The 18265-nt window shown below is 32.8% G+C and carries 14 protein-coding genes, 1 tRNA gene and 1 pseudogene; 8 read left to right on the forward strand and 8 right to left on the reverse strand.

The genetic code is table 11. The features are described from left to right. The first annotated feature begins 37 nt into the window (after positions 1–37). The gene (locus tag IEV36_RS05775) at positions 38–1291 is read left to right on the forward strand and encodes a hypothetical protein (RefSeq protein ID WP_005259138.1); all 1254 of its coding nucleotides are present in this window, start codon (positions 38–40) and stop codon (positions 1289–1291) included. Positions 1292–1479: 188 nt separating this feature from the next. Next, positions 1480–1692, forward strand: a complete 213-nt coding sequence (locus IEV36_RS05780; RefSeq protein ID WP_005005256.1) for a helix-turn-helix domain-containing protein — start codon at positions 1480–1482, stop codon at positions 1690–1692. A 207-nt stretch (positions 1693–1899) separates the two neighbouring features. Here the strand turns inward: IEV36_RS05780 and IEV36_RS05785 are convergent, their stop codons facing one another. Beyond that, positions 1900–2085, reverse strand: coding sequence for a hypothetical protein (locus IEV36_RS05785; RefSeq protein WP_005259136.1), 186 nt, complete (start codon positions 2083–2085; stop codon positions 1900–1902). A 137-nt stretch (positions 2086–2222) separates the two neighbouring features. Between IEV36_RS05785 and IEV36_RS05790 the strand changes: the two genes are divergently transcribed. The 4 genes from IEV36_RS05790 (at position 2223) to IEV36_RS05805 (ending at position 8697) form a co-directional block, all read left to right on the forward strand. Beyond that, entirely contained in the window at positions 2223–3107 is an 885-nt protein-coding gene (locus tag IEV36_RS05790; protein ID WP_005259128.1) for a hypothetical protein, read from the forward strand. A gap of 202 nt (positions 3108–3309) precedes the next feature. Further along, positions 3310–4854 (forward strand): site-specific DNA-methyltransferase, encoded by a 1545-nt coding sequence (locus tag IEV36_RS05795; RefSeq protein WP_005259127.1) that lies wholly within the window; start codon positions 3310–3312, stop codon positions 4852–4854. 9 nt (positions 4855–4863) lie between these two features. Further along, positions 4864–7557, forward strand: a complete 2694-nt coding sequence (locus tag IEV36_RS05800; protein WP_005259126.1) for a DEAD/DEAH box helicase — start codon at positions 4864–4866, stop codon at positions 7555–7557. Positions 7558–7584: 27 nt separating this feature from the next. Further along, positions 7585–8697, forward strand: coding sequence for a hypothetical protein (locus IEV36_RS05805; protein WP_005259125.1), 1113 nt, complete (start codon positions 7585–7587; stop codon positions 8695–8697). 51 nt (positions 8698–8748) lie between these two features. Here the strand turns inward: IEV36_RS05805 and IEV36_RS05810 are convergent, their stop codons facing one another. The 6 genes from IEV36_RS05810 to gmtY all read right to left on the reverse strand — a co-directional run bounded on the left by IEV36_RS05810 (position 8749) and on the right by gmtY (position 16908). Next, positions 8749–10440 carry an ATP-binding protein gene (locus tag IEV36_RS05810; protein WP_005259124.1) on the reverse strand — a complete coding sequence of 564 codons (1692 nt, stop codon included), beginning with the start codon at positions 10438–10440 and terminating at the stop codon, positions 8749–8751. Beyond that, a complete protein-coding gene (locus IEV36_RS05815; RefSeq protein WP_005259123.1) occupies positions 10437–11654 on the reverse strand; it encodes a DUF4297 family anti-phage-associated protein in 1218 nt (405 codons plus the stop codon). The genes IEV36_RS05810 and IEV36_RS05815 overlap by 4 nt, the downstream gene beginning before the upstream one ends. A gap of 74 nt (positions 11655–11728) precedes the next feature. Continuing rightward, entirely contained in the window at positions 11729–12199 is a 471-nt protein-coding gene (greB, locus tag IEV36_RS05820) for a transcription elongation factor GreB (RefSeq protein ID WP_005259122.1), read from the reverse strand. Continuing rightward, a complete protein-coding gene (gmtX, locus tag IEV36_RS05825) occupies positions 12196–12807 on the reverse strand; it encodes a gamma-mobile-trio protein GmtX (protein ID WP_005259121.1) in 612 nt (203 codons plus the stop codon). Before gmtX ends, greB begins: the two co-directional genes overlap by 4 nt. Next, the gene (gene gmtZ / locus IEV36_RS05830) at positions 12797–15601 is read right to left on the reverse strand and encodes a gamma-mobile-trio integrase GmtZ (protein WP_005259120.1); all 2805 of its coding nucleotides are present in this window, start codon (positions 15599–15601) and stop codon (positions 12797–12799) included. Before gmtZ ends, gmtX begins: the two co-directional genes overlap by 11 nt. Then, complete coding sequence (gmtY, locus tag IEV36_RS05835) at positions 15598–16908, reverse strand: gamma-mobile-trio recombinase GmtY (protein WP_005259119.1); 1311 nt, start codon at positions 16906–16908, stop codon at positions 15598–15600. Before gmtY ends, gmtZ begins: the two co-directional genes overlap by 4 nt. Positions 16909–17016: 108 nt before the next feature. Here gmtY and IEV36_RS05840 point away from each other — a divergent pair. Further along, positions 17017–17364: pseudogene (locus tag IEV36_RS05840) on the forward strand (GreA/GreB family elongation factor); the annotation flags it as partial. A gap of 96 nt (positions 17365–17460) precedes the next feature. Continuing rightward, positions 17461–17550, forward strand: a tRNA-Ser gene (locus tag IEV36_RS05845). A 50-nt stretch (positions 17551–17600) separates the two neighbouring features. Here IEV36_RS05845 and IEV36_RS05850 read toward each other — a convergent pair. Continuing rightward, positions 17601–18197: a LysE/ArgO family amino acid transporter gene (locus tag IEV36_RS05850; RefSeq protein WP_005259114.1), complete on the reverse strand. Its 597-nt coding sequence runs from the start codon at positions 18195–18197 to the stop codon at positions 17601–17603. Positions 18198–18265 lie beyond the last annotated feature (68 nt).

The raw sequence follows: 18265 nt of genomic DNA on the forward strand, positions 1-18265 counted from the left end.
ATTGGTATGTACTAAAATTAAAAGGATGTTATAAAAAATGGAAAGAATTCTTTTAGAGATTGTAGAGAAAAATGATGCAAACAAAGAATTGCTACAAGATTACTGGCTTTTTAAAGATACTATAAAATTTGATTTTGTTTTTACGGCTAAGTCACTAATATATAAATATAATTTGGATGATTATACAGATCTTACAAAAAAAATTATCAATGCAGGGAGACTATTTGTTAGAAGGTTAAAAGATTGTAAAAAGTGTTATATTGAATTTAGTATTGAGGATAGAGCTCATTTTAAAAATTCAAAAATTACAATATTAAATGAGATTTTTATTTGTTATGATTGTAGGAAAGTTAGAAATAATAAAAAAGTTAACTCCTTAATTTCTGATATTAAAAATCATAATTGTAGAGTAGATGGAGGAAGCCAAGAATTAATTAAGCTAAGTTATATAGAAAGAATTTACTTATATATTCTAATTGAAAATTATAAAAATAATTTTCCTTCAGAGTGGCGAGCTTTATCAGCATTGAACTATTCAGAAAGTCAATATTTAATAAAAAATATTATAGAAAAGGGGTATATAAAAGAATTAGAGTATTGCAACTTTTGTCACACAAGACAATTAGAACTTTATACTTTATCTATGCAAGAAAAAAATATGATAGAGGAACAGTTAAAAGAAGAATTAAAGAATTATTTGAAGTTAAATTTCAACTATCATTGTCAGATTGTTGTTCCTGATGAGTTTGATAGTATTGAAAGTTGGATGTCAAATGTTTATTCAGAAATTTTAAAAACTAAATTAACTATTGATGATGTTAAAGAAGTTGAAAATTTTATTTTAAATAAAAGGTTTAATGAAGTTTATAAGTTAGTCAGTTTAGTTTGTGAGAAAAATTCAATATCCTGGTTGAAAAATAATGCATTTGATTTTGAAGTTTTAAGATTGAGTCGAAATTTCAACTTGGAAGTTATACATAATATTTTAAGTAAATGTGCTAGGGAGACAGCTGCAGATTTGTATATAATTGAAAAATCAAAAAATAATAAAGATTTTTTTAAAGTAAATAATATTTATAAACAAAAAATTTCTTTAGATTTTGAAAAGCTAATTAAAAAAAATTATCCTGTATTATATTCAAGAAATCTTCCAAATAATTGGGTTTTTTCTGAAGAAGAATTATTTATAAACACTTATATTATTGAAAGTGATCAAAAGTGGAGTAAATATACACCAAAAGAAATTTTGAATATGTGGTTGGATAAAACGATTTTTGATTTTGAAGAATAAAATATAATCGATGCAATGATGTTCCTAATAAAAAGTAGTATTTTTCTTATTGCACTACCTGAATTCAGTCTTTAAAAAAATCCAGAAATTGGAGTGTCATAAGTTATTTAAATCTAAATGAGGATTATAAGCCGTGGATACTTAGTCCTCAAAAATGAATAGTTCTATTCTTTATGGGAATAGAACTTATGAACGATTTAGCACAAAAAATTGGACATGCGATTCGCACATGCAGGGTCGATCAAAAAATTACCCAAGAGAAATTAGCATTACTTTGTAATATTGATCGTAGTTATCTTGGTCGAATTGAACGGGGTGAAGTCAATATCACAGTTCTTAAGCTTTATGAAATTGCACACATGCTTGAAGTTGAACCTCAAACTTTATTACCTAAAGCTTGAGCAAGAGATCGTTCTATTTTCAATAACAATTAATTTCATACATCATCTGTACATTTGACTGAGAAATGAAAGTGGTATAGCCTTGGTCACTAGGGAGTACCTATAAGATTAGGCAACCCCAATTCCGAGGCTCGGCAAGATATGTCCGAGCTTTCGTGTTTTTGTACTCCTGTCTTTTTGAATTGCGAAATGAGGTCTTTTAAGCTTTCATTTCATCTTTTCTGTTTTTTCCTGCTCAACATCTTGTAGCTGTTTTACTTTTGATAAGTCGAATGGTTTTATCTGGCTTAGCAATGCTAAATATGCAGCTGATTTCTGGGCATTCTTAGTATCTTGACGTAATTCTTCAATTTCTTCAGGCGTCATTCGGTAGTCATCTGGGAATTTAGACATAAAAACATAACTCCAAATTTAAGACATCGTAATTTCAATTAATATTTTAGGGGATTATAATCCTCTTTTGTGCTAATCTTACTTTACTAAATAATAGTAAAAATATTTGGTTTTATATATTTTTGTGGATCATCTAAATGAAAAATATAAATTTATTTACTTTTCTAAGCGTATGTTTACCATTTGCAGGATGTGTAACAGTTAACTCAATTAAGCCTAGTGATGTAAAAGCTTATAACATACCAAATCATTTAATTAATTCTAAGTCTCTAAACGGTAAAGACGGAAATGGTAAGGAATACTTATTTGAAGATGCTGTACCCGATGCCTTAATTCCTTATACCTATATGAGTAATTTATGTGCTAGCCAAGATGGTCGTTTCTTTCAAATGTCTAAGAGCATGTTCCAGTATTTGAGCGGTACACATATTTCTGCTTTGAATAATCAACGGCTCGTTTCAGCCACAGGTACATTCAAATGTGCAGCAAAAACACCATGGAATATCTCGATTGAACCTATTTCATCTCGTATTGGGGGAATGGGGCAGCCTTTGAACTTTGTCACCCTCAAAACAATGGTTATTTCGGATGATGAAGTATATCGTGGTGTGACTGCATATCAGTCAAAGAAAAATATTGAAGATAACAATAAAAAACAAGCTATTGAAAAACAAAAACTAGAGCAACAACGATTGAAAAATAACTATGATAGAAACCTTATAACCAATGCCCCCAAATTTAAAGATATTGGCCAAACGATTTGTAGAAGTGCAAGACTATCCGAATTTACAGGAACTATTGTTCTAGGGCAGCCAACTTATCATCAAGTTGATGGTTTGGTTATCGCTAGTTTAGAAGGTTTTTCAAATGATCATGCCAATCTGAAAATCAATCTTAAAGGCTGGCTGAATAATTTTAATCAAATCTCATCAGGACCAAATGTTCTATATAAACAGACTCCTTTAGAGGCAGGACGAGTTATATGGGATGATAAGCAAGGGTGGTATAAGTGTATTTATTAAGGATAATTTATAATGGATTGAATTTTAATAGATTTTTAAAATTTAATAAGACATGATAAATAATGAAAGGTTTGGGAAATATAGTATGAGTAAAAAGTGAGCCTAATTGGGCTGAAGGTGTAAAACTTATGTAGAAGTTGATCTTATTCTTGGTTGTTTTTGTTAAGATAGGAATAGTTTTAATTTTATATTTTGTGATGCCATGCCTTTACTTGATTGGGTAAATCGAAACCAAGCTGAAGAAACAGCAGCCCACGTCCCTTACCATTTATTAAAATTCGAAAAATCATATGGTGATCAGCAACTAGCAAAAGAAAACCTGATTATTCAAGGTGATAATTTACAGGCATTGAAAGCATTGCTCCCGCTTTATGGTGGTCAGGTGAAATGTATTTTCATTGACCCTCCATATAATACACAATCTGCTTTTGAACACTATGATGACAAACTAGAACATGCTCAATGGCTTTCGATGATGTATCCACGCCTGCAATTGCTGAAAGAGCTTTTGGCAGAAGATGGAGCTATTTGGATTACGTTGGATGACAATGAAGTACATTATCTAAAAGTTTTATGTGATGAAATTTTTGGCAGAAGAAATTTCGTTTCTACAAATATTTGGCAAAAATTATATACAGTTAAAAATTCAGCAAAGTTTTTTTCGGATATGCATGACTATGTTTTAGTTTATGCAAAAAATTTAGATGCTTTCAACTTAAAGCTCTTACCGAGAACAGATGAATTAAATCAAAGTTATTCAAACCCAGATAATGATCCAAGAGGTCCTTGGACAACTAATGCTTTACAGGCACGAAATTTTTATAGCTTAGGTGAATATACTATTACATCTCCTGCTAATGAAAGCTATACGCCACCTAAAGGTACATATTGGAGAGTTTCAGAAGACAACTTTAAAAAACTCAATTCTGATAATCGTATTTGGTGGGGAAAAAGTGGTAATTCAGTACCACGTGTTAAGAAGTTTTTGTCCGAAGCTAAACAAGGTGTAGTTCCTGCAAGTATATGGTTTCATAATGATGTTGGTACAAATGGTGAAGCTAAACTGGAAGTAAGAAAGATATTTGAGGATAACCCTCATGAATTGTTCATGACCCCTAAACCAGAAAAATTAATTGAGCGTATTATTTATTTAGGTAGTAATGAAGGAGATTGTGTTCTAGATTCCTTCTTAGGCTCAGGTACGACGGCAGCTGTTGCTCATAAATTGGGACGTCGATATATTGGTGTTGAAATGGGTGAGCATGCACAAACCCACGTCATACCACGTCTTGAAAAAGTCATCGAGGGTGAACAAGGTGGTATTTCTTCTGCTGTCGGTTGGCAAGGTGGTGGTGGTTTTAGCTTCTATACACTAGGTGATTCAGTTTTTGATGATCAGGGTTTCTTGAATGCTGGTGTTAAGTTTAAGGACCTTGCGAGCTATGTGTGGTGGCTTGAAACGAAAACTGCTCTAAATCAAATGGAAAGCTTTGATAACCCATTCTTGGGTGTTCACGAAGGTACAGCTTACTACTTACTATATAATGGTATTTTGGGCGATAGACGGCCCAATGGCGGAAATGTGCTGACCGTGGCGATTTTGAACTATTTGAATGAATGCTATGTGCATGAAGGTAAACGAGTGATTATAGGCGAAGCATCACGACTTGGAGATGCCCGACTTGAAGCTCTAGACATTGAGTTTAAACAAATTCCATATTCGCTTTATGGCAACCAAGCTCAGTAAGGATTGCATATGTCACTTAAATTAAAACAGTATCAAATAGATTCTTTAAAAGCATTAGAACAGTTCTTTACATTGGCAGCATCATTAGGGGCGGAGAAAGCATTTAAACGCTGTGTAGGCGAAAATATTGCTTATAACGATCGATTGGAGGGAATACCAAGTATATGCCTACGTGTACCTACAGGTGGGGGTAAAACATTGCTTGCAGCACATAGTATTCCTAAAGTGGCACAAAGTTATGTGAATACTGAGAGTCCTATCGTATTGTGGCTTGTACCAACAGATATGATTCGACAGCAAACACTTGCTGCACTTACTAATGTGAATCACCCCTATAGACAAGCCTTACAAAGCTATTATGGCGATCGCATCAAAATATGCGATATCGAAGGGCTGCAATCGTTGAATAAGCATGATGTTGGTCAGTCATGTATTGTCATTGTGACCACTATTCAGATCTTCAATATTGATAAAGAAAAGACCTATCAGCGCAATGCTTATGCTTTTGACGAATCCTTGAGTGAACACTTTACTCAATTGACTCCACAGCAAGCCGAAAGTATGGATAAAGTAACGGCTGATACTTTGCAATACCAGCCATTCCTAACTGAAAAAGATATTGGTCGAGTGAAGCATTCTTTAGTCAATTTCTTTAACTTGCATAGACCAATTATTGTTGTGGATGAAGCGCATAAAAACCGTGGTGGAAAAACATTCTTCCCTACGTTGAAGCGTCTCAACCCAAGTTGCTTAGTAGAGCTGACAGCAACACCCAAAGACAATAATGTTCTTTACTCAGTTTCTGCTGCTCAATTGAAAGTGGCGGAAATGATTAAGCTGCCAGTCGTACTAACTGAACATCCAAATAGTTGGCAAGATTGTATTCGTGATGCGCTGATTCAACGACAAAAATTAGAAGTACTTGCACAAAGTGAAAAAGAATATATTCGGCCTATTTTATTGATCCAAGCCCAAGATAAAAATGGTGAAGCGAATGTAGATGCTGTAAAGCAACATTTGCTAGATGAATATGAAAACATTACAGAGGATTGGATTGCGATCTCTACAGGGCAAACGAAAGAGCTTGAAGATGAAAATCTTTTTAGTCGTCAAAGTAAAGTCAAAATCGTGATTACAGTCGAAGCACTAAAAGAAGGTTGGGATTGCTCATTTGCCTATGTACTTGCGAGTTTGCAAAATATTAACTCTGCAACTGATGTAGAGCAGTTGTTAGGACGTGTATTACGTATGCCGTATGCAAAACTACGACAGAATGACGAGCTCAATAAAGCATATGCACACGTTGTCTCAAGTTCAATCGCTCAAGCCACCATGCTTCTTAAAGACCGCATGGTGCAGAATATGGGCTTTGATAAATGGGAGGCAGATGCCTCGATCGTTGTAAATTCACAACCTGAGTTAGATCTAGGCACTACAGCACAAGCGAATACTCAACCAAAGACTCCTGAAGTCATGGTCTCTATTCCATTTGTTGTTACACCAGAGCTAATTCCAACTGATTTGCAATCAGCGATTCAGACCAGAGAAAATAGCCAGGGTACATCCTTAATTATTAATAAAGGGACGACCGATGAAGAGTTTGATCAAATTGAACAAGCTGTAATTGAAAAAGCGACTCCAAGACAAAAGACTCAAATACAAGAAGTATTCAAAGAAGCTCGTGCTGAGCGACAAGCACATCAAGCACCTGAAAATTGGAATGCCACATTTGCGCTTATTCCGCAGCTAGGTTTATTCGTTGATGGTGAATGGCAAGTTGCAGACAAAGAAACAATAGAAGATTCGGTTGAATGGAATCTATTAGATTATCCAGTTCAATTGGAAGGTTTTAACATTCGTGAAACTGTGAATAGCTTTGCGATTGATCTAAATCTTGAAAAAGAGCAGTTGAGTTATGAACTACTCAATAGCCAACAGATCCAATTTGATGATATGCCAACACCAATCACTGAAAATGATCTATTGAACTGGCTCGATCGCAAAGTAAGACGTCAAGGTTTGACACAAATCCAATTACGAGCGTATTTAACAAAGCTAATCAGTTATTTGCTAAATGTACGAAATTTCACTCTAACTCAAATGCATCGCGCTCAGTTCCAACTGTCACTTGCTGTATCAAATGAATTAGATCGTTTATTTGAGCTTGCTCGTAAAAAAGCATTTCAGGGTGATTTATTTAATCAGTTACAAGTAGCGAATGAACCTAAACTTGAAAATAGTTTTGAATTTAAGCGTGGCATGTACCCTGTTAAGAAACCGTATCGTGGAAGTTTTAAGTTTAAGAAGCATTTTTATGCTCAAATCGATGATTTAAGAGAAAAAACAGACAGTGGTAATGTTTCTGAAGAGTTCCAATGTGCTCAGTTACTAGACTTACACCCTAGAGTAAAATATTGGGTGAGAAATATTCCTAAGCAACCTCAATATTCTTTTTGGCTACCAACTGAAAAAGACTATTTTTACCCTGACTTTGTAGCGGAATTGGTTGATGGTTCTATTTTTGTTTTGGAGTACAAAGGTGGTCATTTAGATACTGCTGATGATGCTCGTGTAAAGAATGCTATCGGGAAACAATGGGCTAAAAATAGTAACGGTAAACGACTATTCTTGATGGCTAAAAAGCAAGATGAAGTTGGACGTAGTTTGGAAGAGCAGATTAATTCGGTTCTTCAGTTACAATAAAATATTTAAATATTCTGAAATTTTTTTATGAAAAAAATCAATTTATTTCACGGTGAGCCAATATATCATCAATATAATGCATGTGTTGGATATAATGGCTGGAATGGTATGCATAACTATGTTGAAGGTTATGCTGAAGCAACAAAAGCGATGATAGAAAATGTAATTTATGGAGTTGATGTTAATAAAGGAAGAATGCAACTTAGTGTTGATTTTGCAATATATCCTATACTCTTTTCTGCACGTCATTACCTTGAGCTTTTTGTTAAACAACAAATTTATATAATTAATTTATTTAAAAATAAGGAGAGTTCAATAGAGGAGAGATTATTAAAAACACATGATATTCATAAACTATGGTGTGTTTTTTTAAAAGAAGTCAAATTAACATATGATCGTCGTTTGTATAAATATCTTAATAAATTTCATTGTTATATTATTAATTTTAATAATATGGATTCTACAGGGGAAACTTTTAGATATCCATATTCTCAAGAAAGTAAAATGCATTTGACAGAATATTCTGTAATTGGAGTTTATTCTTTTTATGAAAAATTTAATGAGTTAACTGAAATTTGTGATGAGTTTAGTTATTTGACTACATATTTATATGATGAATATAGTGTTAATACTTATACAAAAAAACTCAATAGAGCTGATATTGAATATATATCAAAAAGAGTCCCATTGAGAAGTGAGTGGGGTACAGAGGAATTTAAAAGCGTTAGGCAAGAAACTATTGATGAATTATCTATAAGTTGTCGAGAGTTTAATGAAGCTCTATTAATAATTCAATCTCATCTTGAATTTAATATAAATATTAATCCGAATTCTTATCATTTGCCTATTGATAAAGATGTATTGTTAAGATATTTGAATGGTAAATATTCTATAAATGAAATAAAAACACTATCGAATAAAATATTGGCTGCTTTAAAGGCACTTATAGAAATATCAAATAAACCTATAGATGCTGTTTATTTTTCAGAACATTATATACCTTTATTTGAAAAATACTATACTGAATATAATTTGGATAGGAATTTAGTAATATTTGATGCTCATTATATTTTTAAATCAGTTCAAAAGGCAAAAAGGGGGGTTAAAAGAATTAACTATAATAATTTTTTCAATATTTAATTTTTTAGAAGAAAAAACCCTTAATTCTTTTTCTAAAATTAAGGGTTTAATTTATTTGTGCCATTCAGTTTTTATTTTGGATAAATCAATATCTTTCCATTTATTTTTCCATAGTTCCCAGTATGGGATATCATTTGATGATGGAGCAATAGTGCAAGGCTCAATCTGAACAATCGATGGAAGTATTATGGATTCACCTACCAAAAGAGCTTCACCTTGTTTAAATGACGTCATTTTATCAATCAAAGAACCTAAAGAATCAGGTAATAGTTTTCTGACATAAGCTTGGTCTACAGGGTTAGTGAGTCTCATAGCTATGAAGTTATTGCATTGTGCGAATATAGTTTCAGAAATTTCAGAAGGTCGTTGACTCGCTAACAGTAAAGTGACGCCATATTTTCGTCCCTCTTTTGCAATCCTTTCAATAGACAGTTTTGAGGATCTATATTTGGATAAATCACTATTTGGCACATATTTGTGTGCTTCTTCATATACCAATAAGATAGGTGCATCATTATTAATTTTTTCTTCAGGATTTTCTAAACAACGCAATTTTTTATATATATAACCATACTCAAAAATCAATCTTGATATTAAAGATACAGTTATACTTAATACTTCAAAAGGAACGCCACTTAGGTCAATAACAGTGATATTTGATTCTTTTTTAGGAATAAAACCTAACAGGTTCTGTAAGGTTTCTTCAAATTTAATATTTTTAGATTTTTCTCCTAGAAAAAAATCTAATCTTTTATCATTAATTTTATTTTCAAGTCGATTAATGAAATTTGTTAGTTTTCCATATAAACTACCTTGATTAAGTTTAGGTTGTCCTTTTTTATCACCAGAAGCATATTTTTCGCCTGTATCAATTTGTTCAGTATTTTTCGATTTAGCAAAATTTAACACTTCATTAATATCAAAAGGTATTGGTGAATCAAGATGAATTTTTTGTTTATCATGTTCGTCACCTGTAAATTTTTGTTTTCTATCAAATATTATAGCTTCTTTGAATATATTTCGTTGGTTATGATCATTAGCTTCTGTATCTAAAAAGAATTCTTCTAACTCTTCACTATTTAACATCCAATATGGAAGTATTAAATTTGAAATATCAATGTAATTTGCATTAGGAAAAGCTGTTTTATATTCAGAATGGATATCAAAAACAATAACATGAGAGTTATTTAAAGGAAAATAATCATCTTTTTCAGACGTCACAACTTTTTCAGAGGTAGCTTTTTGAATAATTTTTGCTAACGTGTGAGATTTTCCAGAGCCAGTTGAACCTACTATAGCAATATGTTTATTAAAAAACTTGTTCCCATTAATTGGTACGGCAACTTCTTTGTTTGAAGAAAGGTGTGAAAAAGTAAAGCTTTCTACAGGATTGACTGTATCCTCATAAATCTTTTTTATATCTTCTATAGTTGCAGGAACGACTTCTTTTGGAGGAATAGCTAATGAATCTCCTCCACGTTCAAATTTCCCATTTCTTAGTACTCCTAATGGAAATGCTTCAATAATATAGTTTTGTACACCTTCGCCTACAGAAATTTGAAAATTTTCAATTACTGCTATTAATACTGCATTTTCATTATCTGCAATTTTTAAATATGAACCAACTTTTAGTGACTCTTCAGCAACTTTAAAATTTTCTAAATCTTCGACAACGATTTTTACTTTATCTGGAAAAACTGCTATAACTTGAGCATTTATTTTTTCTTTTGTAGAGGAATTCATATTATTTCCTTAATATCAGTAATTTTTTCAATTTGAATATTATGCATACCTACAGATGGGTTAGAATATTCAAAAAAAGGATTTTTAAGATAAAATTGATAAATCTTCCTAGTTTTAGTAGTAGATTGGATTGTTGTTTCTAAACTTGGTAAATCATTGATTATTTTAATTTTAATTTGATTTTCATGATTTACCTCTTGCAAAATAGAATGCGGATCAAAAGCAGCTCCATGATAATCATGCCCATCAATGAATTTAAATTTTTCCTGATGCAATTCATCTTTTATTACTCTTAACTCATCTTTATTTATTCCTTGAATAAATATATATGGACAGTAGCAGCTTTTCCCATATTTTGATATTTTTCCCCATTTTAATGAAATTATGTAAAGTAAATCTTTGACTTCATGCCGTATATAATTTTTTGGGTCTATTTCAATTAGGAAGAAACGTTCAAATGCAGAAATATTAAGAAATGTAAAATATTCTTTTTGTAGAGATTTGAAATGAGCATTTGCCCCTTTTTTCTTAATAAACCATTCATTAAAAATAATGTTTGTAGTATTAATTTTTTCTAAAAATAAACTTTTTTTTATTCTTCTTTTTTCTTCTTGTGAGTTAATTGATAAGTCTTTAATAATTCGCAAAGAATTATTATAGTAAAAATTTTCTGCACTGAACTTGGTTGAGTTGAACTGGGAACATAATAAGTCAATCACTTGATTAAACTGAGTTTCATATTCTGGAGAGTGTATGTTAATTTTTAAACATGCTAAGAAATCTTTTAGTTCTTCATCTGATAGTCCTAGTGAAATATGATGCTCATATTTGACTTTATCAACTGTAGAAGTTAAAAAATGTTTTTTAAAAAAAATAATATCTAATGTGCAAGGTAGTTTTTCATGGCCAGATTTATAATGTCCATTGATTTGATAGTTTATTTTTTGTCTTTCTCCTAGAGTTACTTTCTTATAATGATTGAGCATATGCTTTACTGCATCTTTGATTACTGAGTGATTGTATTCTGTTTTAGCATAATACTTACACTGTATAGCAGAAACTTCAGTAGCTGTTTGTACATCTATATCTTCAAGACACTCTATAGCCACGCTATCCTCAGGAGATTCAAGGCTTAACAACTTAAGAATGGATTGATCAAATTGATAAAAATAACCCTTTAGTGTATCAACCGCACTTCTATCTGAATCAGTCATAGCAAATTATTTAAATATTATTAAGTTTACTTTTTATACTAAAAAATTTACAAAAAAACAAACTATAATGTATTTTATTTATAAAATATTTTATTAATGAACCAATTTTTATTACCAGTAGGTGTATGCACTTGAATTTCATCATCTACAGATTTTCCTAAACAAGCTTTAGCTATAGGCGCTTGCAATGAAATATAGTCTTTACGACCGTATATTTCTTCGTCACCTACAATACGAAATTTTATGGTTTCACCTTCATCATTTTCTAATTCTACCCATGCACCAAAATAAGCTTTCCCATCTTGTTCAGGGCTATACTCTACTTTATGTGCTACCTCAAAAAGCTTAGTTAAATATCTAATTCTACGGTCAATTTCACGTAACTTTCTTTTATTATAGATATAATCAGCATTCTCAGACCGATCGCCGAGACTAGCTGCCCAAGACACAATCTTTGTAATTTCAGGGCGTTCTTTACGAACTAAATCATTCAACTCGTCTTGTAAGCGTTGATAACCTTCAGCCGTTAATAATTTACGATTCAAGACAAATACTCCAAAGCCTTGCGTAAGGCATCTAATGTTGAAACTTTAAAAACAGGCTTATTCGACTCATCGACAAGCTCACCAAAATGTGTTGGTTTTAGATTCCATTTTTTTTGGAAGTCTGTAGATAATAAATACTGTAATGCCCGTACTTCTTGATCAGAGAGTTTAAAAGATTCGTTGGGTATCATATTCTTATGATCATAAATATCAATCCTTTGCTTTGGTGGAATGATTTCACTGATCATCTGTTGAGCTTCTTTTAACTCAGATGCCATAATGCGTACAAGCAATTGGTGTTTGGGATTTTGAATTTCTTCAATCCACGCATTATCTGTTTGTGATGGCTTAACTGAGTTGGGCTTCTGGGATGAAGCATCCGCAAAACATTGAATCAATGCTCTATATTTCTCACCTGTCTTATTCCTGATGCTTTGCGCTTTAGGAACACCTCTGTTAAATCCTAAATTAGAAATCGTACTTACAGAAAAATCCTGAATTCCACGTTCCAGTTGCTCAATACATACAGCATAGATTGCATCAAGTGATTGCTGAATTTTTAGAGATGAGCCATGTTTTAATTTATTTAATAACTCTTCAGGATTCATGACTAGCCTCAATCAAAGTTGGTGAATTATGAAGAATGAGTTCAATTTCTGATTTTGAAATTTGTTCAGTTTCAGAAAGTTCTATCAATTTAAGCTTGCCATCCATAACACTTTGTACTTTATCCCAAGATTTAAGGCGACTCATCAATAATTTGGAAATTTGATTGCCTGCCGAAAGTTGCTGTTCTTTAGACAACATGAATAAAGCAGGCATTATTTCATTAAACATCGCCATTTTATCAATAAGTTGAGTCCTTGGATAAATAGCTTGATCTGCATTACAAGACTTATAAATGGCTGCATTTTCACAGACTTCTTGTAATTGTTGATAATGGCTCACTTCTTCCATTTCTAATATCAATTCAGCATTAGGAGCTGTAATTAAGGAAAGTTTTTCATCGCTCTCTATAAGGGGATTGTTGTTGATGAGCTTGTGGCATTTCGTAATATGACTATATGCTGCTTGAATATCGCATAAAAGCATATCCAATTTCTTAGCAGCAGTTTCATACTCTGATTCGAAATTTCGAAGTTCAGTCTCGAGATTTGATCTTTTTGCAGTACCTTCAAATTTTTCTTTCTTTAAGTTGGCTATATATTCTTCTTTTTCAATATTATCAATATCTTGATTGATCTGATTGATCTGATTGATCTGATTGATCTGATTGATCTGATTGATTTTAGTTTGTAGTTTTGAACATATTTCAGATTGATCATTGGATTGGAGTAATATTTCATTTGTAATTGCCAATAAACCACCAATAAAGGCAGGTCCAGTTATAAAATGTCTACAACGGATACAATTCTGAGTTCCTAAATAACCTTGAGGTGTAGGGGTATAGAATGAACTACTTTTTATTAACTCACCGCCATCCTCACATCTTGAAGCTGCAAAAGGGCAAATACCATAATCTCTAAAAATAAAATTACCCGCAGGAACCTCATTAGATAAAGCTTGTAATAACTCCAAATTATTACCAACCAATTGGTTTTTAACACTTTCAATTTTATTTTGCTCAATTGTTCTTTGGATCGATTCAACTTCAGATTTTAAGGCTATTTTTTCACCTTCTTCTAATCGAGTTCTAATATCATGATTGGAAACTTTGCAATAATAAATCGACATGATTACGGAGCTATGCCCAACGATCTTCATCACGATTTCAATAGGCATGCCCATTTCAAGAACATAAGCTGTAATGAGGCTAACACGCATGCTATGAGGTGTATATTTAGACTTATATGCACCTAAAATTGCTCTATTTCCTTCAAGTGTAGCTAAGCAAAGATTTGAGGGCTGTATATTATAAAGAGCAGCCGCTAATCTTGGGGTTAAAGCATTTCCGACATTAGCTGGCTCAAAATCATTAAAGCGCCTAAAAAGAAAACAATTCAATCCTTTGGCTTTTCTTTGTACTTCATTTAAATTTGTTCTTTGGCAATCAATCCAAGCACTTGGATATGCGATAGGATTATATTTTTGTTGCCATTTTCGTAGCCTAATTAACCAATATGCTAAATCTTCAGGTATCCACGGAATTGTGTAACCTTGCCCGTTGTTATTTGTTTTATTTGTAGTCGTAAAGATACCTGTTTGACCATCAGGCATTCTTTTTATGAATGATTGTTCTTTAGTCAATCCAGAAAGTGGAGAATTATTTTTTTGCCAAATTACTTTGTTTTGCTGATCTAAATCTGCAATATACTCATCGGCTTCACCAGAATCATTATAGGCGATTTGTCGTCCTCTTAAGGGAACTTTGGTGAGTGCATAAGTATGAATCCAGTCTGTTGGGCACCATAAATATGCTTGATTATCAATTATACGGTAAACACAATCTAAATCATGTAAATCTAATTGATCAAAACTTACTTTTACCCAATCGGCATCAAATTTATGAAGGTGTTCTAAATCATGAAAGCTTTTTGCATTGGTTGGAATAATCCATTCTTGGGCTTTTTTAACAAAATGGTATTGTAAGCATGGCTTTGTTGTTTCAGAGCGGATTGAGCTAGAGGATATATTTTGTTGATTGAGTAAAAGGGAGAACGGATTTCGAGCATTATCGACTCGTACTATTTCGCCTGTTTCTTCATCTTCAATCGTTAAATCATTATCAATAATATAATCTAAGAATTCATTGACATAAACAACGAGTTTCCTCCTCATCGGTTCTGATTCTATATTTTCAAGAATATCTCGAAAGGGTTTTACATCGAATTTTTCCTGTATAAGAAAAGCATGTGGTGTTTTGCTTTTATCAAATTGTTCAATATAAAGTCGAACGAAACGACAGAGCTGAGTTTCTTTAGTGCCTCCGCCACGTGCTTTAGTCATAAACTCTTTGATCTTAATTGCCCAAGTGACATAGTCAGAAGAAATAAAATCGGGCTTAAACGGTTCTGTTTTACCTAAAAATTTATACCAGTTTTCCCATTCATTTGGATATGCAGTTTGTGGATCAAGTGGAAGACTTAGATCATTTAATTTTAAAATAAAAGCTTTGTATTCTTTAATATTTTTAAGATTTTTATTTTCAATCAAATTTTTTAGTTCGGCATATGAAATAAAATCAGCTATTTCAAAAAAATCTTTATAGCTAATCCATTCGTCATAAATTCTTTCGGGATGAGCAGGTAGCCCATATTCTCTATATTTCTGTTTATAGAGTACTGAGTTTGTAATACCTTCATTTTTACAAAATTGTTTTAAAGAATCTAAGCTAGGAAAAGTCGAAAACTCTTTATTTAATCTTTTACTTTCAATTTGTCTGATTGCTTGAGGTTTAATCATTTAATCGCTCTCAACTTTTCTTGGACTTCTTCAATTGTTGGTTTGATATAAACAAGGCATGATGTTGGACTTTTATGATGCATAGCTTTTTGAATTTCGACTTGATTTAAACCAGCCTGACGCGCACGAAATCCATATGCATGACGATGACCATGCTCAGTCGTACCAAGAGATTTTTTGCAAATTAGCCCGATGCGCTCTACTGCACGTTTGTGCAGGCGTTGAAAGTTTTTTATAGTTTCAGGCTCACCTAAATTATTTGTAAATGCAAAAGGATGTGGATTACTTTTCAGCGGCTCTACACGCTGATATTTGAGATAGTTTGCCCAAATTAATAAGAAATCTTTAGCTTTTTCAGGTGGGTTAAATACAACCTCAAAGTAACCTTGTTTAGATGTAAGTAATGGGGACTTCCATCCTGCATATAAACGTTCGGTAAATAGATAGTTATTTCTAGGCTTCAACGATGTTTTGGATAAAAGAAATTCACGTCTATTTTTGAAATGAGGGTCTGGAGCTAGACCTACTTCAGGATGATAAACACGAACAAGAGCTTCTTGCGGACGGTTTGGGTTTAATGTGATATCTGAAGTGTAAATATGAAAAATTTCACTTTTCCTAAGTCCACCGTAATTCATCAACATCGTAATCGCTTGGGATTTATAGTCATATTTTCCATTTTTTTCGAACCCCAAGTAAATCAATCTTTCAATTTGATCTTCAGGGAAACGAACTGCATATTCAAAATCAATCAGGTCTTCATTGAACGATCCAACCAAACGAACTTGCTGCTGTGATAAATCTCTTTTAGTTAAATGATTTAGAAAGACATTTGCTTGTTTATGATAATAAGCGCACCAATTTAGACGCTCTTCATAACTTGTGGCTTTGCGAAATGGATTTACACGAATTGTTGAATGTTCATCCTGTGAAGTCAGAAAATCAGTGTAATGGGTAATATGAAATAGTAGATTATTGGTATCTCTGACTGTGCGCGGCCGCCAATAAAGATCAAGAGAATCTGTACGGGTTGTTGGGTCAATTGTGCCTGTGATTAATGCTTCGGTGAAAGCTTTGAGTAATTTAGTAGCATTCTCAATTTGTGGAACTGAATTTATATACTTCAATAAAAGTTTAAGTGCATAACAAGATCTTTCTTTCCATGATTCACTTTTTGAATTAAACCAAGCCAAATAGCGCAAATGAGAAATGATGACTCCTTTCTCAGTCAAGAGGCAAGGCAAGACCAAGGTAGTTTGAGTAGAACAATCTTTGTAATTTACATAAATTTTCTTAATGTAAGCCATATACTATTTAGTATGAAGTATGGGGTTTTTATAATTAAAAATTATCATTATTTGATCAATTGTCAATGTAAAATGTTAGAAATAGTATGTTTTAAGGTGGGGTTATAATACCAGTACAATAAACAGTTACTTCGAAAAATAGACCGTCGTGTCCGCTATTTAGGCAAACGTCTAGAAGAATTAAAAATTGTAGATTATGTGCCTGAGCAAGAAGGCAAGGTTTATTTTGGTGCTTGGGTAGAAATCGAAAATGATGCTGGCGAGCAAAAAAAATTGCGTCTTGTGGGTGTCGATGAAATCTATGACCACCATCCTCAACATATTTCGATTGAGTCACCGATGGCACGTGCATTGTTGGGTAAACAGGTTGATGATGAAGTGGAAGTGCATACACCATTGGGCAAAAAATTGTGGTATATCAACTCAATTCGCTATGAAAAGCCTGAAAATTCGTAAAAGTACAGCTTGTTGATTTTATTTTGAGCATTTGATGCAGGTTTTTAAATAAAAGATTTGCCAAGTCGAACTTTTATTTATATGATAGCCGCCATTGGAAGCGTGGCAGAGCGGTTTAATGCACCGGTCTTGAAAACCGACGAGGGTGTGAGTCCTCCGTGAGTTCGAATCTCACCGCTTCCGCCAAATACGAAAAAGCCCTTGTGAAAACAAGGGCTTTTTTCTTATCTGATGATTTAGAACAATAATTTAGTGGCAATCGCCCACATTATGATACCGACCAGCACATCTAGAATTTTCCATGAAACGGCTTTCTTAAATAAAGGTAGCAATACTTTTGCACCGTAACCGAGAGCAAAGAAGAAAATCCATGAAGCCAGAATAGTGCCTGCTGCAAATAAATAGATCTGATCTGCAAACTGCACAGAAATAGAACCTACTAGAATCACGGTATCCAAGTACACATGTGGGTTCAGCCAGGTAAAGGCAAGACACATACCTATAATTTTAAGTAGTGAGTCTTTTTCAATTTCACTTGGATTGAGTCCAGCATTATTGTGAATGGCTGAATAAAAATTTCTGAGTCCATAGAGAAATAAGAATGCTGCACCAAAATATTTTGCAAGCGTGACAATTAAAGGATAATCGACAACAATTTTCGAGAAACCAGTCACACCTAAATAGATCAGAATAGAATCAGAAAGTGCACAGATTAAACAGACCCAAAAAACGTGCTGCTGTTTTAAGCCTTGTTTTAATACAAAAGCATTTTGTGCGCCAATAGCTAAAATTAAAGAAAAGCCGATACCAAGCCCATAGAAGAATGCGGTCATATTTTTAGCTCCTCAATAATTGTGGTAGAGATGGATTTATCTTTCTGGATCCGAGCTGATGCCGTTGA

The organism is Acinetobacter vivianii (assembly GCF_014635885.1).
Classification (GTDB): Bacteria; Pseudomonadota; Gammaproteobacteria; order Pseudomonadales; family Moraxellaceae; genus Acinetobacter; species Acinetobacter vivianii.

Bases quoted from the DNA above. Each gene is read 5' to 3' on its own strand.
- IEV36_RS05780 (WP_005005256.1), top strand. From the start codon at position 1,480: ATGAACGATTTAGCACAAAAAATTGGACATGCGATTCGCACATGCAGG.
- IEV36_RS05800 (WP_005259126.1), top strand. From the start codon at position 4,864: ATGTCACTTAAATTAAAACAGTATCAAATAGATTCTTTAAAAGCATTA.
- gmtY (WP_005259119.1), bottom strand. From the start codon at position 16,908: ATGGCTTACATTAAGAAAATTTATGTAAATTACAAAGATTGTTCTACT.
- gmtZ (WP_005259120.1), bottom strand. From the start codon at position 15,601: ATGATTAAACCTCAAGCAATCAGACAAATTGAAAGTAAAAGATTAAAT.
- IEV36_RS05795 (WP_005259127.1), top strand. From the start codon at position 3,310: ATGCCTTTACTTGATTGGGTAAATCGAAACCAAGCTGAAGAAACAGCA.
- IEV36_RS05775 (WP_005259138.1), top strand. From the start codon at position 38: ATGGAAAGAATTCTTTTAGAGATTGTAGAGAAAAATGATGCAAACAAA.
- gmtX (WP_005259121.1), bottom strand. From the start codon at position 12,807: ATGAATCCTGAAGAGTTATTAAATAAATTAAAACATGGCTCATCTCTA.
- IEV36_RS05810 (WP_005259124.1), bottom strand. From the start codon at position 10,440: ATGAATTCCTCTACAAAAGAAAAAATAAATGCTCAAGTTATAGCAGTT.
- IEV36_RS05805 (WP_005259125.1), top strand. From the start codon at position 7,585: ATGAAAAAAATCAATTTATTTCACGGTGAGCCAATATATCATCAATAT.
- IEV36_RS05850 (WP_005259114.1), bottom strand. From the start codon at position 18,197: ATGACCGCATTCTTCTATGGGCTTGGTATCGGCTTTTCTTTAATTTTA.
- IEV36_RS05790 (WP_005259128.1), top strand. From the start codon at position 2,223: ATGAAAAATATAAATTTATTTACTTTTCTAAGCGTATGTTTACCATTT.
- IEV36_RS05815 (WP_005259123.1), bottom strand. From the start codon at position 11,654: ATGACTGATTCAGATAGAAGTGCGGTTGATACACTAAAGGGTTATTTT.
- IEV36_RS05785 (WP_005259136.1), bottom strand. From the start codon at position 2,085: ATGTCTAAATTCCCAGATGACTACCGAATGACGCCTGAAGAAATTGAA.